14 protein-coding genes are annotated in these 20,754 nt (G+C 42.5%); 10 read left to right on the forward strand and 4 right to left on the reverse strand.

Annotated elements, in window-relative coordinates; all coding sequences use genetic code 11:
• Positions 1-56 precede the first annotated feature (56 nt).
• From ACQKCG_RS02535 to yfaE, 4 genes are all read left to right on the forward strand, one after another.
• The gene (locus ACQKCG_RS02535) at positions 57-1,712 is read left to right on the forward strand and encodes a P-loop ATPase, Sll1717 family (RefSeq protein ID WP_427585013.1); all 1,656 of its coding nucleotides are present in this window, start codon (positions 57-59) and stop codon (positions 1,710-1,712) included.
• Positions 1,713-2,008: 296 nt separating this feature from the next.
• Positions 2,009-2,380: a hypothetical protein gene (locus ACQKCG_RS02540; protein ID WP_427585014.1), complete on the forward strand. Its 372-nt coding sequence runs from the start codon at positions 2,009-2,011 to the stop codon at positions 2,378-2,380.
• Between the two features lie 97 nt (positions 2,381-2,477).
• Positions 2,478-3,611: a class Ia ribonucleoside-diphosphate reductase subunit beta gene (nrdB, locus tag ACQKCG_RS02545; RefSeq protein WP_290176118.1), complete on the forward strand. Its 1,134-nt coding sequence runs from the start codon at positions 2,478-2,480 to the stop codon at positions 3,609-3,611.
• A gap of 172 nt (positions 3,612-3,783) precedes the next feature.
• A complete protein-coding gene (gene yfaE / locus ACQKCG_RS02550) occupies positions 3,784-4,053 on the forward strand; it encodes a class I ribonucleotide reductase maintenance protein YfaE (protein WP_101205363.1) in 270 nt (89 codons plus the stop codon).
• Between the two features lie 168 nt (positions 4,054-4,221).
• Here the strand turns inward: yfaE and ACQKCG_RS02555 are convergent, their stop codons facing one another.
• Positions 4,222-5,547 carry a S1C family serine protease gene (locus tag ACQKCG_RS02555; protein ID WP_201571344.1) on the reverse strand — a complete coding sequence of 442 codons (1,326 nt, stop codon included), beginning with the start codon at positions 5,545-5,547 and terminating at the stop codon, positions 4,222-4,224.
• Between the two features lie 380 nt (positions 5,548-5,927).
• On the opposite strand from ACQKCG_RS02555, the gene ACQKCG_RS02560 reads away from it, so the two are divergent.
• Together ACQKCG_RS02560 and ACQKCG_RS02565 are read left to right on the forward strand one after the other, a co-directional pair.
• Complete coding sequence (locus ACQKCG_RS02560; RefSeq protein WP_427551760.1) at positions 5,928-6,752, forward strand: Nif3-like dinuclear metal center hexameric protein; 825 nt, start codon at positions 5,928-5,930, stop codon at positions 6,750-6,752.
• A 1,093-nt stretch (positions 6,753-7,845) separates the two neighbouring features.
• A complete protein-coding gene (locus ACQKCG_RS02565; protein ID WP_160020845.1) occupies positions 7,846-9,054 on the forward strand; it encodes a transglycosylase SLT domain-containing protein in 1,209 nt (402 codons plus the stop codon).
• A gap of 157 nt (positions 9,055-9,211) precedes the next feature.
• Here the strand turns inward: ACQKCG_RS02565 and ACQKCG_RS02570 are convergent, their stop codons facing one another.
• The 3 genes from ACQKCG_RS02570 to ACQKCG_RS02580 form a co-directional block, all read right to left on the reverse strand.
• Entirely contained in the window at positions 9,212-12,202 is a 2,991-nt protein-coding gene (locus ACQKCG_RS02570; protein WP_427585016.1) for a LysM peptidoglycan-binding domain-containing protein, read from the reverse strand.
• A 245-nt stretch (positions 12,203-12,447) separates the two neighbouring features.
• Entirely contained in the window at positions 12,448-12,942 is a 495-nt protein-coding gene (locus ACQKCG_RS02575) for a hypothetical protein (RefSeq protein WP_427585018.1), read from the reverse strand.
• A gap of 368 nt (positions 12,943-13,310) precedes the next feature.
• Entirely contained in the window at positions 13,311-14,609 is a 1,299-nt protein-coding gene (locus ACQKCG_RS02580) for a CNNM domain-containing protein (RefSeq protein WP_165597340.1), read from the reverse strand.
• A gap of 547 nt (positions 14,610-15,156) precedes the next feature.
• Here ACQKCG_RS02580 and yajC point away from each other — a divergent pair.
• The 4 genes from yajC to ACQKCG_RS02600 all read left to right on the forward strand — a co-directional run bounded on the left by yajC (position 15,157) and on the right by ACQKCG_RS02600 (position 20,666).
• A complete protein-coding gene (gene yajC, locus ACQKCG_RS02585; RefSeq protein ID WP_057759529.1) occupies positions 15,157-15,486 on the forward strand; it encodes a preprotein translocase subunit YajC in 330 nt (109 codons plus the stop codon).
• Positions 15,487-15,878: 392 nt separating this feature from the next.
• Positions 15,879-17,756 carry a protein translocase subunit SecD gene (gene secD / locus ACQKCG_RS02590; RefSeq protein ID WP_101205370.1) on the forward strand — a complete coding sequence of 626 codons (1,878 nt, stop codon included), beginning with the start codon at positions 15,879-15,881 and terminating at the stop codon, positions 17,754-17,756.
• Positions 17,757-17,765: 9 nt separating this feature from the next.
• Complete coding sequence (secF, locus tag ACQKCG_RS02595; protein ID WP_201606740.1) at positions 17,766-19,028, forward strand: protein translocase subunit SecF; 1,263 nt, start codon at positions 17,766-17,768, stop codon at positions 19,026-19,028.
• Between the two features lie 231 nt (positions 19,029-19,259).
• A complete protein-coding gene (locus ACQKCG_RS02600) occupies positions 19,260-20,666 on the forward strand; it encodes an MATE family efflux transporter (protein WP_427585019.1) in 1,407 nt (468 codons plus the stop codon).
• The last annotated feature ends 88 nt before the right edge of the window (positions 20,667-20,754 follow it).

Below are 20,754 nucleotides of genomic sequence, written 5' to 3' on the forward strand. Positions count from 1 at the left end.
TGTTTGTTTTTATTTAATATTATTAGAATAGTAATATCCCATTCAAGGATCAGAATATGGATAAAATAATAATAAAACCTAATACAAAAATTGCCAAACTTGATGCGGAGTTCGACGAAAAATTTCTTGAGCACTGTTTTCAAGATAATGGATTGTTGGAAGAGCTAAAAGACTGTAGCGAGAGTGAATCTATAATACTAGGGAGAACTGGAGCTGGAAAAACAGCTGGGCTAATAAAAATTGGGAAAACAACTGATAATTCGAAATTTTTAGATCTTGAAGATATTTCATTGAGGTTTATAGATAACTCAAATGTTATTCCAATGCTTGACGAACTAGGGGTCAACTTAAATTTATTTTATAGATATCTTTGGAGGCACGTACTCTCAAGTGAACTGTTGAAGCTTAAGTATCCAGATTGGGACTCAGAAAAAACATTAACAAACTACCTTATTGATTTATTTAACAAGTCTAAGAGTCCAGAAGAGCAATCAGCAATACAGTATTTAAAAGAATGGTCTGATACTTATTGGATGGAGACCGAAGAAAATCTTAAGGAAATTATTAATAAATTTGATGCTACAGTACAAGGTGAAGTTAATGCTAGCATTTATGATTTTGGAGCTAAAGCAAACACAGGTATTGGCATTTCAAACGAGCAAAAAACAGAGATAGTTCATCGTGCAACTAAGGTGGTTAACGATGTTCAAATTGCTAAGCTATCAAAAATAGTTGGTCTTTTAAATTCACACGTTTTTGTAGACACTAAGCAAAAATATTATATATTAATCGATAAGCTTGATGAAAACTGGACGAGTAGTAATATTAAATATAGATTGATTAGATCTTTGATTGAAGAAATAAAATACTTTCAAAAAGTAAAAAATATTAAAATCATAATTTCATTGAGAGTAGACTTATTTTTAATAACTTTAGATGAGACTCGTGATAGTGGTTTCCAAGAAGACAAAATAAAATCGCTCATACATAAAATTCAATGGAATGAAGCTAGCCTCAAAGAGTTGGTAAATAGCCGTGTTCAATATGTATTTAAACATAAGTATACCAATGCTCAAGTTGACTTTAATGATTTGCTTCCTACTCCTCAAGGCAAAGGAGGAGATCCTTGGGACTATATAGTACAACGAACCTTTTTGAGACCTAGAGACGTTTTACAATTTGTGAATCATTGTTTTGATAAGGCAAGTAGCAAAACCAAGATAGATTGGCCATCTATCTTAGCAGCAGAAAAAGAGTACTCGCAAGAGCGATTGAGCTCTCTGTATGAAGAATGGTTAGATATATATCCGTCTTTAGAGTTTTTAATCAGTCTATTGAATGGAGCTGATGAAGTTTTCTCAAGAGATAAAATAATTACTAAATATAATTGGTCAGATAAATTAGTCGATATTTATGCCAATTTAAAATCATATGAAGCAAATGATAGTTTAGCCTCATTAATCATAAGTTTCTGGGACGAACATACTCAATCTGATTCTAGTAATAATAAAAACAGTATGGAATATATATTCAACGAAATATTAAGCTGTTTTTATAGAACTGGTATTTTAGGTATATCTAACAATAGACCTGATAACTTTGATTGGTCTTTTATAAACTCTTCGTATAAAACTAACTTAGACTGTAGTCGAGCAAAACACTTTAAAATACATAAAATGTTCCATCATGTATTGCATATTGATCCAGCTTGAAGCTTTGCTACTTAGTTTAAAGGTGCGCGAGGCGCACCCTACAAATTACGCCCAAACAGAAGAATCGTTAAGAAAAAAGAAAGACGCCCTAACAAGGCTTTTTAGCCCCGACTATAGCGGTATCCTGCTGAAGACGATGGCGATGCGGTCTGTGACTGAACGTAGTATCGAGACAACAGGAATGCGGTCAGACACGATAGACTGCACGCCAGCGGCAAAGCAGATACAAGCGGTAGGCGGGATTGGCTACTGTTATAATGAAAACATACAGATAGAATTAAAACGACGGAGGTCATGTGCAATATACCGCAATCATCAAAGACGGTGGTTTGTTTATCCCAAACGTATTTTCAGACCTAAACGATGGTGGCTCGCATATCGTACAAGTCGAGGTTGATATTGCAGAGGTGCGTCAGCAGTTAGGTATGAATGAAGCGCCAAAGACAACTGTCGCCAAAAAAAGCGTGGCAAAAACAGCCAAAAAACCAGTATCGCGCGCGGCTAAAAAAGACTTAAAAACAGCAGCAGAAGAGTCTGATGTGAGTACTCTACGCAAAAGCGCACTTGATGAATTAGAAGCACTCGATGATAGTGAGCTGAGCGAGATATTCAAAGCCTATATGAACGATGGACAAGAGTCCTCACAGATATCACTAGAGAACCTCTAAGCTAAAACGCTATAATCCAAAAACGTGTCATAACATCAAATCAAAACCAGTCACACCCCTATAAATTAATAACCGTATCAATTATAAAGGCAGTCCCATGACTTACTCGATTTTTTCTCAAACGCCAAACAATGCGCTAACAGAGCCGATGTTCTTTGGTCAGCCCGTCAACGTGGCGCGCTATGACCAACAAAAGCACCCTATCTTTGAGCAATTGATTGAAAAGCAGTTGTCGTTCTTTTGGCGTCCAGAAGAAGTCGATGTATCACGCGATCGTATCGACTTTAGCAATCTGTCGTCGCATGAGCAGCATATATTTTTGAGTAACCTCAAGTATCAAACCCTACTCGACTCTATCCAAGGTCGTAGTCCAAACGTGGTGCTACTGCCGCTAGTGTCTATCCCTGAGCTTGAGACGTGGATTGAGACATGGTCATTTAGCGAGACCATTCACTCACGCAGCTATACCCATATCATTCGTAATATCGTCAATGACCCAAACATTATCTTTGATGATATTATGCAAAACGAGCACATCTTAGGCCGCGCCTCTGATATCGCTCAGTACTATGATGAGCTGTATCGCAACTCACAGCTATATAGCCTGTACGGGCCAGGTACGCACAACATCAATGGTGAGCAAGTCACGGTTGATTTGAGATCACTGAAAAAGCAGATGTACCTATGCATCATGGCAGTCAACGTCCTAGAAGCCATTCGCTTTTATGTGTCGTTTGCTTGCTCGTTTGCCTTTGCTGAGCGTAAATTGATGGAAGGTAATGCCAAAATCATCAAGCTAATTGCTCGTGATGAAGCGCTGCATTTGACAGGTACTCAGCACATGCTGAACCTGATGCGCAACGGTCGTGACGATCCTGAGATGGTCGAGATTGCCGCAGAGTGTTATGAAGAAAGCATTGAGATCTTCCGCAAGGCGGCCGAGCAAGAAAAAGAATGGGCAGGCTATCTGTTCAAAGATGGCTCGATGATCGGTCTAAACAAAGACATCCTTTGCCAATATATCGAATACATCACTAACTTGCGTATGGAGACCGTCGGCTTGCCAGCGGCGTTCCCGAACTCAAAATCAAACCCAATCCCGTGGATCAATACGTGGTTGTCGTCTGACAATGTGCAGGTAGCACCGCAAGAGACTGAGATTAGCTCGTACTTGGTTGGTCAGATTGACTCTGATTTATCAGATAGTGATTTTGACGACTTTGAATTGTAAGAGCTTTGCGCTATAAGAATCTACATTATAAGAGCTTTGAGCCAGAAAGACTTTGAATGATAAAGGCTTGAGCGGTAGAAATTTGAAATTATAAAATTTCTACCACTGTAATCGTCTTATGGGTTAATAGTAGGGATAGCAATAGCACAGACATATCCCAATAGGATTAACGATGACTTGGGTAATGACCAGTAAAAAGCAGTTCTATCTACATGATGACGAGAGTCTGCTAGATGGACTGCTACGCACCGGACACGAGGTAAACTATCAATGCCGCGAAGGCTACTGTGGTAGCTGCCGAGTCAAACGTATTGCTAGCTCGCATACGGTCGATTATCCATTTGACCCATTGGCGATGATTGAAGAAGATGAGATCCTGCCCTGCTGTTGCCGTGTGCAAGGCGTCATTTATATCAATCATGACCCAATCGAAAAGTTATAGCAGCGTTACGTATAGATAAACCTAGCCTTTAAAATTCAAACAATCAGCTCCAACAAAAAGCGCGCTCCTTTAGATAAGGAGCGCGCTTTTTGTTGTTATCAGCTAAATGCAGGTGCTGACTCATATATACATAATGAGTCAGCACCTAGTGATAAGAACCACCACAACTTACTGCGATGCGGCATCTTGTTCAAACAGTTTCATCAGCTCTTCACGCATACGATCACGCTCTGCCTTTGACATCATTGGCGTTTCTTCATCGCCTTGGATGGTTGGCTGCTCCATTCCGCCCATGCTCTCATTTTGTAGTACGACAGGACGCTCAAGTGGCTCTTGTGCTGGACGCTCTTCTAGCGTGATTTTTACTTGGGCGTTTTTACCTTGACGCAATATTTGTGCATCCAGTTCAGTATTTGGTGGCTTACGAGCAACATACTGAATCAAGGTATTGGCATCTGTCATCTCGACATCGTCGATGGTTAGGACGATATCACCGACGCGTAGACCGCTTTTCGCCGCTGGGCTGTTATCAATGACGTTTAGTACTTCTACGCCTGTTGATGTCTCTAACTGCGTTGGATCACGTAGCTGTGACTGAATCTCGATACCTAACCAGCCACGACTGACACGGCCGTCTTTAATCAAAGCATTCATCACTTGCTCAACCAGTGCCGTTGGAATCGCAAAGCCAATACCCATCGAGCCACCAGAGCGCGAGAATATGACGGTGTTGATACCAACTAGCTCACCGTGAGCATCGACCAGTGCGCCGCCTGAGTTACCAGGATTGATCGCCGCATCGGTTTGGATAAAGTCTTCAAATTTATTGACGCCCAGCCCAGTACGACCAGTCGCTGAGATAATCCCCTGCGTCACTGTCTGACCCACACCAAATGGATTACCAATCGCTAAGGCCAAATCGCCCACACGAATCGGATCTTCGCGGAAGCCAAGTGGTGTCAGCCCTGTCATATCGACCTTGATCACAGCTAGGTCACTATCAGGATCTGTACCAATGATTCTGGCACGACTCTTACGACCATCATTAAACGCGACTGTGATCTCATCTGCTTTTTCGATCACATGGGCATTGGTCACGATATAGCCATCTTCTGATACGATTACACCAGAGCCTAAATTGGTATTACCCTGCTCTTGTGATGGGCCACCATGATATTCAAAAAACCGGCGCAGTACGGGATCATCCATATAAGGATGCTCGGTCATCGTTTGTGTCGTATAGATATTGACTACAGACTGCGACGCACGCGCAACTGCATTATGATAAGAAGAGATAGGCGCTGGCGTGTCCGACACTGGTTCTGCTGCTTGCTGCTCAGCAGGCGGGGTTCTCGGCGGCTCCCATGTAGCCTCCGATGTCGACTTCATACTCGTGAACAACCAGATAAACGCTGCCAACACTAGCAGCAATAAGACCCAAGGTAACCATTTTAATAAAGACGCCTTGTTATTGGTGTTCCGGGATGACGACATATAAAACCTCTATAAATTTATTGCAAACAGACAGTGAAAAACGAAGTGAGATAATAGTGACCGCTTAGCTAATCTTGACCCATTCATCAGATAGTCAAATGCTATACAGCTAGGCAGACTCACGTGTATAAATTATAACCGCAATACCAGTAAATAGTAACGTATCGTGTACCATTTCAGTTATCCAGCTTGTCTGCTTGCTTACAACGGCATGTTAAAATAGCTTTTACGATACTCAACACTTAAGCATCTTGAGAATTGAACATAAAGTCAAAAGATCAAAACCAAACACTCTCAAACATGACAGATAATACATAATTTTTGCTTAGTTAATCTACAGCACCTTACGACCTACATTTTATTGATGACAGGAACACATAATGACTGCAAATCATACGACAGCTGAATCCAATACTCAAAGCATTAGCGCTCAGGCGTTGACACAGTTCTGTGACGACTACTTATCTACCAGCGTGTTTAAAGACTATGCGCCAAATGGCCTACAAGTAGATGGTGGACGCCCGATTCAGCGTATCGTCACTGGTGTCACGGCTTGTGAAGCCCTAATTGATGCTGCGATTGCTAACAATGCCGATGCGATTATGGTGCATCATGGATACTTCTGGAAAGGTGAACCTGCTACGCTTACTGGTATGAAAGGTCGACGCGTGCGCAAGTTGATGCAACACGGTATCTCTATGATTGGCTATCATCTACCGCTTGACGCGCACCCTATCTCTGGCAACAATGCAAAACTTGCTGACGTACTCGGCATGACGATTACTGGTGCGCTCTATCCTACCGAGTCACATCCTGTTGGCAATATCGCTACTTGTACACCGCAAAGTGCTGACGATCTCATTGCCACCATTACTCAAGCTTTAGGTCGCGCGCCATTACATATTTCAGCTGAGTATCATGCAGACTCTTCTGCTCAGACAAATGGTAGGCTGATCGAACGTGTGGGTATATGTACGGGCGGTGCGCAGGATATGATTGAACAAGCGGCTACTATGGGCTGTGATGCGTTTATCTCTGGTGAGATATCTGAGCGTACCACGCATAGCGCGCGTGAGCTTGGGATTGACTATTTTGCTTGTGGTCACCATGCGACAGAATGTGGCGGTATTCAAGCATTAGGAGAGATAGTCGCTCAAAAATTTGGTCTACCAGTTACTTTTATCGATATCGAAAATCCAGCATAAACTAACCACTTAAAAAGCCATTTTAAACGGCTGTCATTGATAGAGAAAAGCTTATAAAGGAAACGATAGTTCAAAAGCCAAACTAGACTTGCTAACAGCTATAGTCAAACCATAAGCATAAGCATAAGCATAAAGTCTAGTTTGACTACTATTTAAACTTTGTTATTCTATTTTTGATTATTATGTACCAAATATCTGGAAAATTAACCGTTTATATCTCAATTGTTAAGTTTTATCGCTTTTTTCTTAACTCCACTTGAATAATGCAATTAGTAACCGCATATTACTACCCGTAAGAAAGAACGTTTTGTCATGAAACTTCCCATTATTACAGCTTCCGGTTATGGCACCAAAATAATGCTGGTAGTTGTTTAAAACTTTATCATGCTATATCAGCGATAAGATTTTAAGCCGCTATCCATTGAAATACTATGTTTGCACTATATATGTTAGCGGCATGGTATTTTTTTATTTTTGGTGTCGCGATGACGGTATGACATAGTCAGTTTGATAGACAGCTATAAACTATCAATTCTGGTTATTTTGCTTACCCTCATTGCTAGACAAACAACTTTAGTAGCCAGCTATTCTATTACTAGTAAATTAATATTAGTGATTCAAAGTATAGCCAGCCATCAAAGTTAGCATAGTTAAAACAGATGAATGTATTTGCCTCATTGGCAAAACCTTACATCAATGTTTCAAGCGATGTCTTTGTCTCAATAACTTAATCATGACCTTACCTATGTTTGATATATAGTTGTTTGGCCACTAGCCATATTTAGTTATCGATGAAGGAATCATCTGATTTATATCCTTCGCGTTGTTGTGCGTTCAGTATTTTAAACCAGTACTTATAAACACTGTTTAGAACGCTTTTATGACATATCGATAGCTGGCTGACGACAAACTATCCCACTAACTCTTAGAGAGAGTACGCTAGTGGCGCTATAGTCAAACAAGATAGAGTGGCATTCATCCTATTAAAAATGCCACTCTATTTAAGATACGATATCGATATATGTCAATATTATGCACATATATTTATACGTGTTTTTGCGGTAAGAAGGATGGCTAAAATCAGGAGACATCCATGCAGCGTATTACTTATCGTGTAAAAGTATCTGCGCAAGGGGCCAAACGCCGTATTTCTTATTTACTGCGTCCATCTAAACGCCTACTGAACACCAAAAGTAACATCGTTTCATCCGTTACCCCTATTGCGTCTAATCATTTTGCCAGAACCAAGAAGCTGGCACAAATCTCTAGTATCGCTCTACTCTCGTTGCCTGCTGAGAGTTTGACGACCATGAACACATCGGTACCAGCCTATGACAATGTCATGCTGGAAAATACCTTGACCATTGCTGCAGTACCAGGCGATAGCACTTATTTTGCTACCGATGGCTTCCAACATGGTTTTGGTTTTGATCTGGTGCGCACTTATGCCGACGAGCTCGGTGTCGATATCAATCTAAAAGCCTATGCCAGTGAAGAAGCGGCACTAAAAGCACTAAGAACAGGCAATGCTGACATGGCGTTGACTACGGCTAGCACTAAGTTAAAAAGCCAGTTAAATCTATCGTCTATCAATGTTAGCTGTGGTTATGATTCTAGTCTGACTAAAAATGGTCTACATCCTAAGGTAAGTTGGACGTTTAGCTCATCCAATGATCCACTGTCTAGAAAAGCCAGTTACTTTTTGTGCGATAGCATCAAGCTACAAAACACACAAAAACTTGCTGCGTTCTACAATCAAAACTTATTAAAAGATGCCTATAGTCAGGATCACTTCCAGAGAACGTTGACAGAAAAGTTACCGGACTATCAATCTTCGTTTGAAGAGCAAGCACGCAATTACAATCACGACTGGGAACTACTGGTCGCGATGGGTTATCAAGAGTCACACCTTGATGCCAACGCTGTCTCGCCGACTGGCGTACGCGGGTTAATGATGCTGACCAACAACACTGCAAAAGCGATGGGCGTCTCAGACCGTGTCGATCCTTACCAAAGTATTGGTGGCGGTGCACGCTATCTAGAGCAAGTGAAAGCAGACTTCTCTGATGTGCCAAAGACTGACCGTATTTGGTTTGCCCTTGCAGGTTATAACATGGGTCCCAATGCGGTAAAAAGAATCCAACGCGAACTACGAGCTCAAGGTATCGATGATAAGAGTTGGGCGAACGTCTATGCTTATTTAGCAGATAATAGAGCGTCGAATAGCCGCTATGGTCAAGCCATGCATTATGTCAGTAATATCAGAAGCTATCTTGAAACTATTAAAACTCAGACGGTCTAATTTGTAGCTATTATTAGGCGATTTGCAAGCTGACTTCTCAAAATAAGTTATTCTTATTAAATAAAAAAAGCTGCTCTTATAAAGAGCAGCTTTTTTGTGCGATACGATTAATATTAGTGACGCCTTATATAAACGGTATCCATTAATATCTTATTCGTTAACGATTAGGTACAGTCAGACGCTGACCGCGCTGCAACATAGTATCAGCGGCGATATTGTTCATATCAGCCAGCTCTTGGGTTGAGACACCATATTTGCGTGCTAGACCAATCAAGCTGTCGCCCGAACCAACCGTGTAGCTTACTGTCGCTTTTGGTACTTTAAGTGTTTGGCCGCGTTGTAGCTGATCATTGGTCGCTAGATCATTGGTCGCTGCCAAGTCCTCTACCGATATGCCAAACTGACGTGCCAAAGCAATCAAACCATCGCCAGATTTAACTTTGTAGCTTTCAGTGTTACCTAATTTCGTACCACTACTTGCTGAGCTACTATTGCTACTAGCAGCAGAGCTGCTACTTTGGCTGCTACTAGATGCGCTTACCACACTGCCGCTAGCAGGGATAGTGATAGTACGGCCCAGTATCAGATTCGAATTGGTATTTAAATTATTCGCTGATGCCAAATCACTTAAGCCAATATTGTAACGTTTAGCGACACCCGTTAAGGTATCACCTGATTTTACTTTGTAGCTGACCGCTTTGTCATTCAGCTGACGGTCAACCAACTCTTTAGTAGCAGGAACTTTAATCGTTTGACCACGTTGCAAGCGAGCCTTTGCATCAAAATTGCTATTTACTGCAGCCAGCTCCGTTGCACTCACTCCGATGCTGTTCGCAATACCAATCAGCGTATCACCTGATTTTACTTTGTAATTGGTGGTCGCGACCGAGCTTGAGCTGTTACTACTACTAGCACTTGTCGTACTTGTAGCATCGAAATCAACACTGGCTGGCACTTTAAGCGTCTGACCAACATATAGCGAACTTGTGCTGTTGATACCGTTGAGACTGGCTAAAGTATCTGTCGACACATTGAATTGACGTGCCAATGCAATTAATCCGTCCCCTGCTTTTACTTTATAGTTTTTGGTCGCAGTGCTTGATTTACTCGGCTTGGTAGAAGGCGCTGCAGGTGTCGTCGCAGGTGTAGTCACTTTACCCGGTATGAGCCATAGTTTCTGACCTCTGAGCAGATCAGCACGGCTGCTCAGGTTGTTATAGCTGGCTAGCTGAGTGACCGATAAGCCAAAACGATTAGCCGTACCGATAAGCGTATCACCGCCTTGTACGACGTAACTGTCAGGCTGACTAGCGGCGGCGTTATTAGCAGTACTCAATGGCTCGATAGTCTTGGCATTATATAGATATAACGTACTGCCAGAGAGCAAATTGGCACTGGCATCTATCTGGTTCCATTCTGCGATATCACGCCAGCTAACCCCTGCTCGACTCGCAATGTTCGAGAGCGTATCGCCACGTTTGACCGTATAAGTGGTACGAGTGCCTTGAGGTTTTGGCTTACTTACCGAGGTTTTGGCAAAGCTAAGTTTCTTATCTGCACCACTCGCTTCTAAGATAGACTGCTGTGTTTGTACGGCTGATAGATTAATGTTGCCATCAGCATTGATAACATTGGTCTCAGAGGTATTTCTCCGGATTTGATTGGCGATGAAATCACGCTCTTCTTTGCTAAGCGGTGGCTCTTGGACAATCGTATTGTTCTGAGTAATCTGAGCTGAGGTAGTCGGTAGACTGTTACTGCTCTTAAGCTCAGCATTGATTTTGTTAGTCTCTGCTGTGGTCAGTGGTGGCTCAGTACGAGCTGAAGAATTGCCACTGTATACCGAGCTGCTAGTTGGCGTCGCAGATGGTGAGATGTAGCTGGTAGTCTGCTGAGGTACACTTGCGTTAGCGGCATAATCAGCCAATGCACTACCAGTAGACGGTAGTGATGAGGCAGTATAGGGTTTGTTATTATAGCTTGGCGTAGTCGCTGTCGTGCTTGAGCTACCTGCGTTGTTTGAGGCGAGTACATTGCCTGTACCGTTACCTCTGAGCCCACTTAATTTGGCATCAGCATTGAGGCTGACGTCGTTAGGAATGATGACACGCTGTGGACCTGAAGAATCAACGCGGCCTGATGTCAGTGCAGTGTTTAGACGCTCTAGCTCATCATAGCTGACTCCAGTTAACTGCGATACTTCTGCCAAGCTCACACCATAGTTAACTGGTACACTACGGAAATGCTGACGGTTAGCGATAGCTGGTAGATACACACCATACTGCTCAGGCTTAGCGACGATTTCGGCTACAGCTAAGAAACGCGGCACATAGTTCATCGTTTCGGTCGGTAATTGAAGCGACCAATAGTCTGTTGGTAGTCCGCGCGCTGCGTTGGCATCGATTGCTTTCTGTACACGGCCAGGTCCAGCGTTATAAGCAGCCAATGCTAGCTCCCAACTACCAAACTGGTTGTGCAATGCTGTCAAAAAGTCATAGGCAGCACGTGTCGATTCGATAACATCGCGACGACCATCATAAGTGCTGCTTTGATTCAAGCCATAGATACGGCCTGTACTTGGGATAAACTGCCATAAGCCCGCCGCTGCCGCACTACTAGTACCACTTGGATCGTAAGAGCTCTCGATAACTGGTAACAAGGCAAGCTCTGTTGGAATATTGCGACGCTCTGCCTCTCGTACCGTATGATAGATATAACGACTGGCACGTGCAGTTAGACGATTTAGATAATCCTGTCTACTGGTAAACCAGCTTTTTTGACCTTCAATGCGCTGATTATAGATTGGCTTACCACCATTCATGCGGTAGCCTGCGCGTAGACGATTCCACAAATCACCATATTGCTGAATAGCAAGCTGATTACCTTCTACCATGGTCATGTCAGTGGCTTCTAACAAGTCAGCCAACTCATCCAAACTCTCTGCATCTAAAAATGCAGTTGAGTAGTCTGCACTACCTGTATTGGCCCCTTGATTGGTAGGACTTTTGGTGATGACAGATGAGCTATTGGTCGCACCTTTGTTTTTTACCGCTGATGTATTGCTACACGCACTAATCAGTAAAGTGGATACCGCAAGCGTCAATGGCAACGCAATAAATGAGCGAGAGTGTGATAGCACAGTAGACATGATATTGGAGGTTTCCTAACGACAGAAATTAATAAGATAAAGTTGATGGATAGTATAGTATGCAATATAAAGCAAAGACTAGCCTAATATAAAAGATAATAATAGACGCTTAAGTAGCCTATAAAACTAAGTAATGACTATTGTTAGCCAGCTAAGACTTTTTATAGGTCGAAATTGCAGCTAGCTCAATCAGCTATCGTTTATGTTACCTATTGTATTTTGAGTCTTGCTTACTCGATGATGACTTAATTAATAGCCACTTGAGACACGGCACGCAAGAGCACTGCATTACCAGTAGATAAGGTCAAGGTCACACGAGATGTGGTAACAAATGATACTTGCTGACCGTTTTTTACCCAGCTCTCATTGGTCGTCACATTAGCTTTGGCTTGCGAACCAGTAATCACCACATTATCTACCGAAATATCATAGCGATAATTAGACGTATCATTCCAGCTGTTTTGAAGCAGCTTTAAATACGCATCTTTATCTAAACTGGTAGATTTACCTTTTCTAGATAAAGAAATAAGCGCGTCATCTGATACTAGGCGCGATACCTGATTGATACTTTGGCTATTCGCTGATGCTTTCATTGCGGCGGCATAGTTCTGTACCAAGTCCTCGGTCATAGTTGCCGCTTGTGCATTGATACTGATGGTGCTAGCTACTGCTACGACTGCAGTGATGCTGGCGCTTTTCACCAATAGAGCTAATAGCCTATTTCCCAATAATTTTTTCATGATAATCCTTAGCGATATTTTTTTCGTTAGTGTCATATAGTGACGATTAACGCTCTTTTATCATTTATTTTGGCAGTGTATCTGTATAGATATATCTATATAAGTATACTCATATCATATGCCGAGCCTATCATCGAATTCTCACAGCCATGTGACACCCTGTGTAATTATTGCGAATAAAAACCCAAGCTATCAAATCCAATACTCTTAACATTTTATGCTATAAATCCTAGCTTAAACGGTTAGATGCTTTGCAGCTCTAGTTTGATAGTCAGCCCATAATGAGCTGACCATTTTTAAACCATCAATACTATGGTTAAGTTATCAACGTTAGAGTTTGGCTTCATTAGGGCATAGTTAAGATTTCGTTAAGACTTAGGTTCGCTATTACTATCTTCATATTGCTCATCATCGCTGAGCTTCATACCCAAACGCTCTACCCGTCTATCCATCATCTGACGAGCCAAGGCCTGCATGTCTTCGACGCGGTCTATCTCATCAACAATCTCAAGACCTAACAATGTCTCAAATACATCTTCTAAAGTGACAAGTCCTTTAACTTCACCATATTCGCCGACTGTAATCGCAATATGTATACGGTTTTTTAGCATCAACTCTAACAAATCAAACAGCTTCATTTTAGAGAAAACAAAAGTGATGTCTCGTTGAAACTGCGTCAACGGCTTATGCATAGCATGGTTAACTTTAGCCAACAGCATGTCCGTTTTTAGGACAAACCCTGTAATGTTATCCAAATCACCATCATAGATTGGCAAGCGAGAAAATGTCAGCTTTGGACGATCAACCAATAGTTCAGCGACGGTTTTATTCTCTTCAAATGCAAGCATCACCGAGCGCGGGGTCATGATGTCTTCGACTTTAATCGCGCCAAATGCGAGCAAGTTACGAATGATACGCGACTCTAGTGGATCGATTTGACCTGACTCTTCACCGATACTAGCAAGAGCAGCAAATTCACGGCGGCTAAAGGTTTGCGGCTCTTTACCGCGTACTAATAATTTGGTCAGACGCTCTGAGAACCAGATTAATGGATACAAGAGCATGATGATGCCGCGAACGAAGTAAGCAACCAGACCACTTAGTTGACGCCAGTAAACTGTACCCAAAGTTTTTGGGATAATCTCAGACAAGAATAAGATAGCAAGCGTCATGAGGGCAGAAAACAGACCAAACCACGCACTACCAAAGACGATCGTAGCCTGTGCACCCGCACCGATAGAGCCAAGTGTATGGGCAACGGTATTTAACGTTAAAATAGCGGCTAGTGACTGGTCAATATTGTCCACTTTCAGGCTTTTAAGCATTTCTGCTTTTTTGGGACTGGTTTCTTGTACATCCGCAATAAACGATGGCGTCATGCTCAGCAAAACAGACTCTGCTAATGAACAGACAAAAGAAACGCCAATAGCGAGTAAGACAAAAAATATCAATAAAGAAACGCTAAGCGCAGTTGGTGCTGCCGCCTCGCTGGATGTTGATACAGCACCAGCTGCCCACACTGCCTGCGGTAGCATAAGAATTGCCAATGCAGATAGTGCTGAAAAAGAAGTATAACCAAATCGAGAACTAGTAGTCATTCTCGGGGGAGGTTCTGCAGATGCGTCTTTACGATGAGCGCGCGGACGACATAAACGAGGTACAAACATAAAAGTGGTGAACAAGTTAGGTAACCTAAAAAGAGTAAAAGGAAGATAATGTCATGAGCAATTTATATTGATTTTTAGATTATCTTTAACAAAGTAATAAAAGACATCTGTCTATCGTATAAATAGTTACTCAAAGCTGATTTAATCGCTATTTCAAAGCCATACTATGCTTCAATAAGCCGTAATATGGTTCAATATGTAGCATACTAAATCCATGCAATCATTGCCATTTGATAGTAGCATTGATGATACCATTTCACAATAAGTCACCATTTTTAAGTTTTTGTTTTTTGATGACTTTTATTGCCCTACTATTAACGGTTGTATGACGACATCTTTACTAGCCAATTCATGACAGCTATTTAGCCTGAGGCTTTATATAGATTATCTGAATATAGTAAAAACATTGTTGTCCTACCCATTGGCTGATAGTATGCCTTACGCTAAGAAAAACACGCTCAGCCTATGATTAACAGTTACCATGTCTGGGATTTTTTGTTACTATGCGTCTAATTTTATTATTGTCTATGACTTACTGAGAGATATTATGAGCTTATTTATTCAAGCTGCCCATGCTGCACCAGAGACTGCAGGTGCTGCAGGTCTATTCGGTCAGATTTTACTGCCTGTTGCGTTTTTTGCAATTTTTTACTTCTTGGTCATTCGCCCGCAGTCTAAGCGTACCAAAGAGCACCGTGCCATGGTTAACGCATTAACCGTTGGTAGTGAAATCATTTTTGCTGGTGGTTTAATGGGTCGTATCAAAGCAATCGAAGGCGATTACGCCGTCGTGAGCCTAAACAACAATACTGACGTCAAAGTACAACGTGCTTCTGTTATTTCAGTATTGCCTGCTGGCACGATCGAAAGCGTCTAATGAGAATGTTCACTAGCTTTTATTAGTGAAAATTTATTAGTGAACATTCAATAGTCGTCACATTAATGAATGTAATGACTAAAAAATGACCGTATATAATTTACGGTCATTTTTCACTATTAACACAGTAAGGTAAAATTGCTATATAAATTAGGCTTACTGTTTAGATGTCCTATCTTTATCCAAGTCAGCCATATGATTTTTGGTGACCAGATAAACAGACATCTGTATTATTTGCTTTACTGTTTTATGCGTTACTATCATCGCGGATGATCGCAATGGTGCATGATGACGGCTGCTGAACATAGCACTCGACCGTTGCTATCGCTAACTTCCCATCTGCTAACTTGTGGCCTACGTCGCCAGTCGTTTATCAACTTAAAGAAGTGATTATGCAATATCCCGCTTGGAAATACTTACTAATTGCCGTCGTGCTACTCGTTGCCGGTCTATATGCTGCCCCCAACCTTTATCCTGACGAACCTGCTGTGCAGATTACGAGCGCAGCCGCAGGAACTCAGCTGTCTGAAGGCATCTTAACCGAGTCTCAAAGCTTACTCGAAGAGGCAGGTCTAGATAACCACGATGGTACGTTTGAGGGCAACAGCGCGCTGGTACGCCTCAACAACCCAGTCGATCAGCTAAAGGCGCAAGAAGTGCTACGTCAAAACTTGGGCGAAGACTATGTCGTTGCCCTTAACCTAGCACAAACTACTCCGCAGTGGCTACGTGATATCGGTGCAAGACCGATGAAGCTTGGTCTTGATTTGCGTGGTGGTGTACGCTTTGTTCTCGAAGTCGATATGGACAAGGCGCTTGAACAGCGTTTGACCAGTGCCAGTCGCGATATGCGACGTGAGCTACGTGCTGAGCGAGTAGCAATCAAAGGTATCAAAACCGAAGATCGCGGCGTGGTATTGCACTTTGCTGATACTGATACTCGTAACCGTGCACAGAACGTATTACAAGGCTCAATGAGCAATACGTTTAACTTGCAGTCTTCTATTGATGATCAAGGTCCTGCATTGGTCTTATCGTATAACGATGCGACACTTGACGAAATCAATAGCTACGCGGTCAACCAGAACTTAACGACTCTACGTAACCGTATTGCTGAGCTGGGTGTTACCGAAGCTTTGGTACAGTCGCAAGGTGCTAGCCGTATCGTTGTTGAGCTACCTGGTGTACAAGATACTGCTGAAGCAAAACGTGTACTTGGTCGTACTGCAAACCTTGAGTTCCGTATGGTGGCAGAAGATGCTGATACCTATACTGGCGGCATACCTCCAGCAGGTACAGAGGCATTCCCATTTGAAACACTCGATGGCCCTCCTGTATTGTTAGATCGTCAAGCGATCGTCACAGGGGACAAAGTAACCAACGCACAAACTGGCTTGGATGAAAGCGGTCTACCTGAAGTAAGTATCACCTTGGACAGTGCTGGCGGCAAGCTCATGCAGAACGCCACTCGTACAGCTGTTGGTCAACAGATGGCTGTATTGTTCATTGAAAACAAACAAAGAATCACTTACGAAGAAGATCCAGCCACTGGTGAGACGACTGAAGTACGCACACCTTACGCTGAAACCAAGGTCATCAACCGCGCCAACATTCAGGCGGTACTGGGTTCGTCATTCCGTATTACTGGTCTAGATAGTAGTGCTGAAGCAGCTGAGCTTGCGCTATTGCTACGTTCAGGCGCACTTGCTGCACCGATGTACTTCGTAGAAGAGCGCACTATTGGTCCATCACTCGGTCAGGAAAACATCGATAAAGGATTGTTCTCTACGCAGGTCGGTTATCTATTAGTCTTCGCGTTTATGATTATCTTCTATCGTCTGTTTGGGGTGATTGCCAACGTTGCGCTAGCCGTTAACGTTATTATTATCATTGCGATTATGTCAATTTTGGGTTCATCACTTACCCTACCTGGTATCGCAGGTATCGTTTTGACCATCGGTATGGCAGTTGATGCCAACGTACTGATTTTTGAGCGAATACGAGAAGAGATTGCCAACGGTGTACGGCCAAAATCAGCCATCGTGGCAGGTTTTGATCGCGCATTTAGCAGTATTTTTGATGCCAACATTACAACCTTATTGGTCGCGTTTATCCTATTTGCGATTGGTACTGGTCCGATTAAGGGCTTTGCGATTACGCTAGCTATTGGTATTGTCAGCTCGCTATTCACCGCTATTTTGGTGACACGTGCACTGGTACAAATTGCTTACGGTAAGCGTAAATCCATCAAAAGTCTGAGCATCGGTTAGGAGAATATTATGGCGATCGATAATAACAACCCTTTAGAACAGCAGAATAATCCTGATCGAAATGGCTCAAACGGTGACACGACCAATGCAAGTACGCGTCGCCGTAACAAACCGCGTCGTAATGGTAAAGGTAGCAATACTAAAACCAATAACCCTACTACCGCAAAGTCAGGCAAAAGCCCTAGTCGTCGCGGCGGTAAAGGTCAAAATGCTAAAGACAGTCAAGCACTGTCTACCGCTGTTGATTCTGACGTAATATCAGGTGACGCCGCTGATGATGCCGCAGCTGTTGCTGAAGGTGGCATCAAAGCGGTTGGTAACCAGCGTATCATTCCATTTATGAAGATAGAAAAGCCGATGGCACTACTGTCTTTATTTATGGTGATCGGTAGTATCATTGCTATCGCGGTAAATGGTCTGAACTTAGGACTAGACTTTACTGGTGGTGTCTCTGCTGATGTGCGCTATGAGCAGCCTGTTGAGCAAGTTGCTGTTGTACAAGCACTAGCAGACAATGGTTTCGATGATGCGGTTGTACAGTATCTAGGTACTCGTGAAGAGCTATTGGTACGTTTGCCCCCTCAGTCTGATAACGTCGATGGGCTAAGCGCAAATCTGACGCAAGCATTGGCACTACCTAGCAACACCGCTACGATTAGCAACGTTAACATCATTGGTAGCCAAGTTGGTAATGAGGTTTATTTAAACTCAGTCATGGCATTGGTATTGGCACTGGTATGTATGCTTGGCTATGTTGCCCTACGCTTCCAGTTCAAATTGTCTTTAGGTGCTGTACTATCACTGTTCCATGATGCCGTCGTAACCATTGGTGTATTTGCACTATTCGGCTTCCCATTTGACTTAACGGTATTGGCTGCGGTATTGGCGTTGATTGGTTATTCATTGAACGATACCATCGTTGTCTATGACCGTATTCGTGAAAACTTCCGCCGTGTTCGCGGAATTACGCCAGAACAGACGATTGATTTGTCATTGACCGAGACGCTACGCCGTACGATTATGACCATCTCAACCGTTTTATTGGTCGTACTAGCCATGCTCTTCTTGGGCGGTGATGGGTTATACTGGTTCTCAGTAGCTCTGTTTATTGGTTTGCTTGCGGGTACTTACTCATCAACTTATATTGCCAGTTCGATTCCGCTGCGCATGGGTCTGTCGCGTGATGATTTTATCGTAAAAGTAAAACCAGAGTTTGAAGAAGAAATCGTTACTTTCAATGATCCAAAAATGTTTGAGCAAGACAACGTTTAGTAAGGTATATTCGATGGTTTGATACGCTGAAATAGCGTGTTATCACATTCTATATAATTACTGATTGCACAGATACAACGTTTAAATAAGAGCACCTGACTTATGAATAATGAGTCTAGGTGCTTTTGTCTTTATAGCTATTTTGTCTCTTACATTAAATGTACTGCCTTACAATTTTATTATTATTTAACGAATATACCTCTTTATCGTTCACGTATAAACGAGTCACCCATGTCAGCTAAATCCGCACCTTCTCACGCGATGCCACCTATTGACACAAGCTATAAGCGTATTGTCGCGATTGCATTGCCTGTACTGCTAGCCAATTTGGCCATGCCATTGCAGAGCGTTATTGATACGGCCATTGTTGGCAATATGAATGACACAGCGAAACTTGCTGGCATGGGTTTGGCCATACAGCTGCTGTCGCTATTGCTTGTTAGCTTTAACTTTTTGCAGTATGCATCATCTGGGCTTGCTGCGCAGGCATTGGGACAGCTGGCGAATAATACTAGCAATACATCGGCCGTATCAGTGCCCACGCCTTTGCTGTCTATCTTGCAACGCGCGTTACTATTGGCGTTTGTTATTGGAGCAATATTGCTACTGGCAAAGCCCTGGCTGATTGATTTTGGCTTACAAGCACTATCAGCCAATCCTGAGAGTGGACGCGCAGCGAAAACCTACTTAGACGTACGCTTTTGGGGCGTGATCGCAGAGCTGATGAATTTTGCATTTATTGGTTGGTTTGCAGGACAAGGTAAGACCCGTTATATGCTTTATCAACAGGGCTTTATTGCCGTACTTAATATCGTACTAACTCTGTTTTTTGTATTTGCAATGCAGATGGGATTGGCTGGTGTCGCACTAGGAACGACTATTGCATTTTGGTTTGGAATACTGATGGCACTGTGGTTGAGCCGCAAACATTTAAAAATATCGTGGTCTGTATTATTCAAAGCGGATCGACAGTATTTTACGAAAGAAAAGATGCTTAGGCTATTTTCTTTAAACAAAGATATCTTTGTACGTACTCTTATTTTAACGCTAAGCTTTGCTTGGATTACTCGACTATCTGCCCAAAGCGGTGATGTCATACTGGCTGCCAATGCTATTTTATTGCAAGTATTAAGCATATCTGCTTTCGCTCTTGATGGCGTCGCTGTCTCTGCTGAAACGCTAAGTGGACAAGCTGCAGGAAGACGTGATTGGCTACGTTTTCGTATTATTGTGAAGCGTACAGGCGTGGTTAGTTATGGCCTTGCTATCGTGTTAAGCGCCATTTGGTGGCTTTCGATGCCTATGTATTTGGGATTCATGACCAATATTGAGTCGGTGTTTACCCTCGCCTATGACTACCATTTATATGCCGTATTATTGCCTCTGGTTGGTGTTGGTGCCTACTGGCTGGATGGGATATTTTTTGGTTTGACGGCTGGTAGCGTGATTCGTAATGCGGCGCTGATACTGGCTGCTATTTTCTTCCCTTTGAGCTGGTTGCTCTATCAGCAATGGGATATGACTGGTATTTGGCTTAGCGTGTGGTGTCTATTATTATTGAGACTAGTCATTCTAGGTGGATTTTTGTACCGTGCCAATCAGACTGGCAGTTATGAGAAACTACAACCTGAAGCTTAGTTAGTTTTATACTATGTTTGCTCTATCAATTTTCGATAAATCATTTTTATTAAGCTCGTTTTTCATTTTTTAATTTTGCAGCAATACC

This window comes from Psychrobacter sp. NPDC078929 (assembly GCF_050267985.1).
Lineage (GTDB): Bacteria > Pseudomonadota > Gammaproteobacteria > Pseudomonadales > Moraxellaceae > Psychrobacter.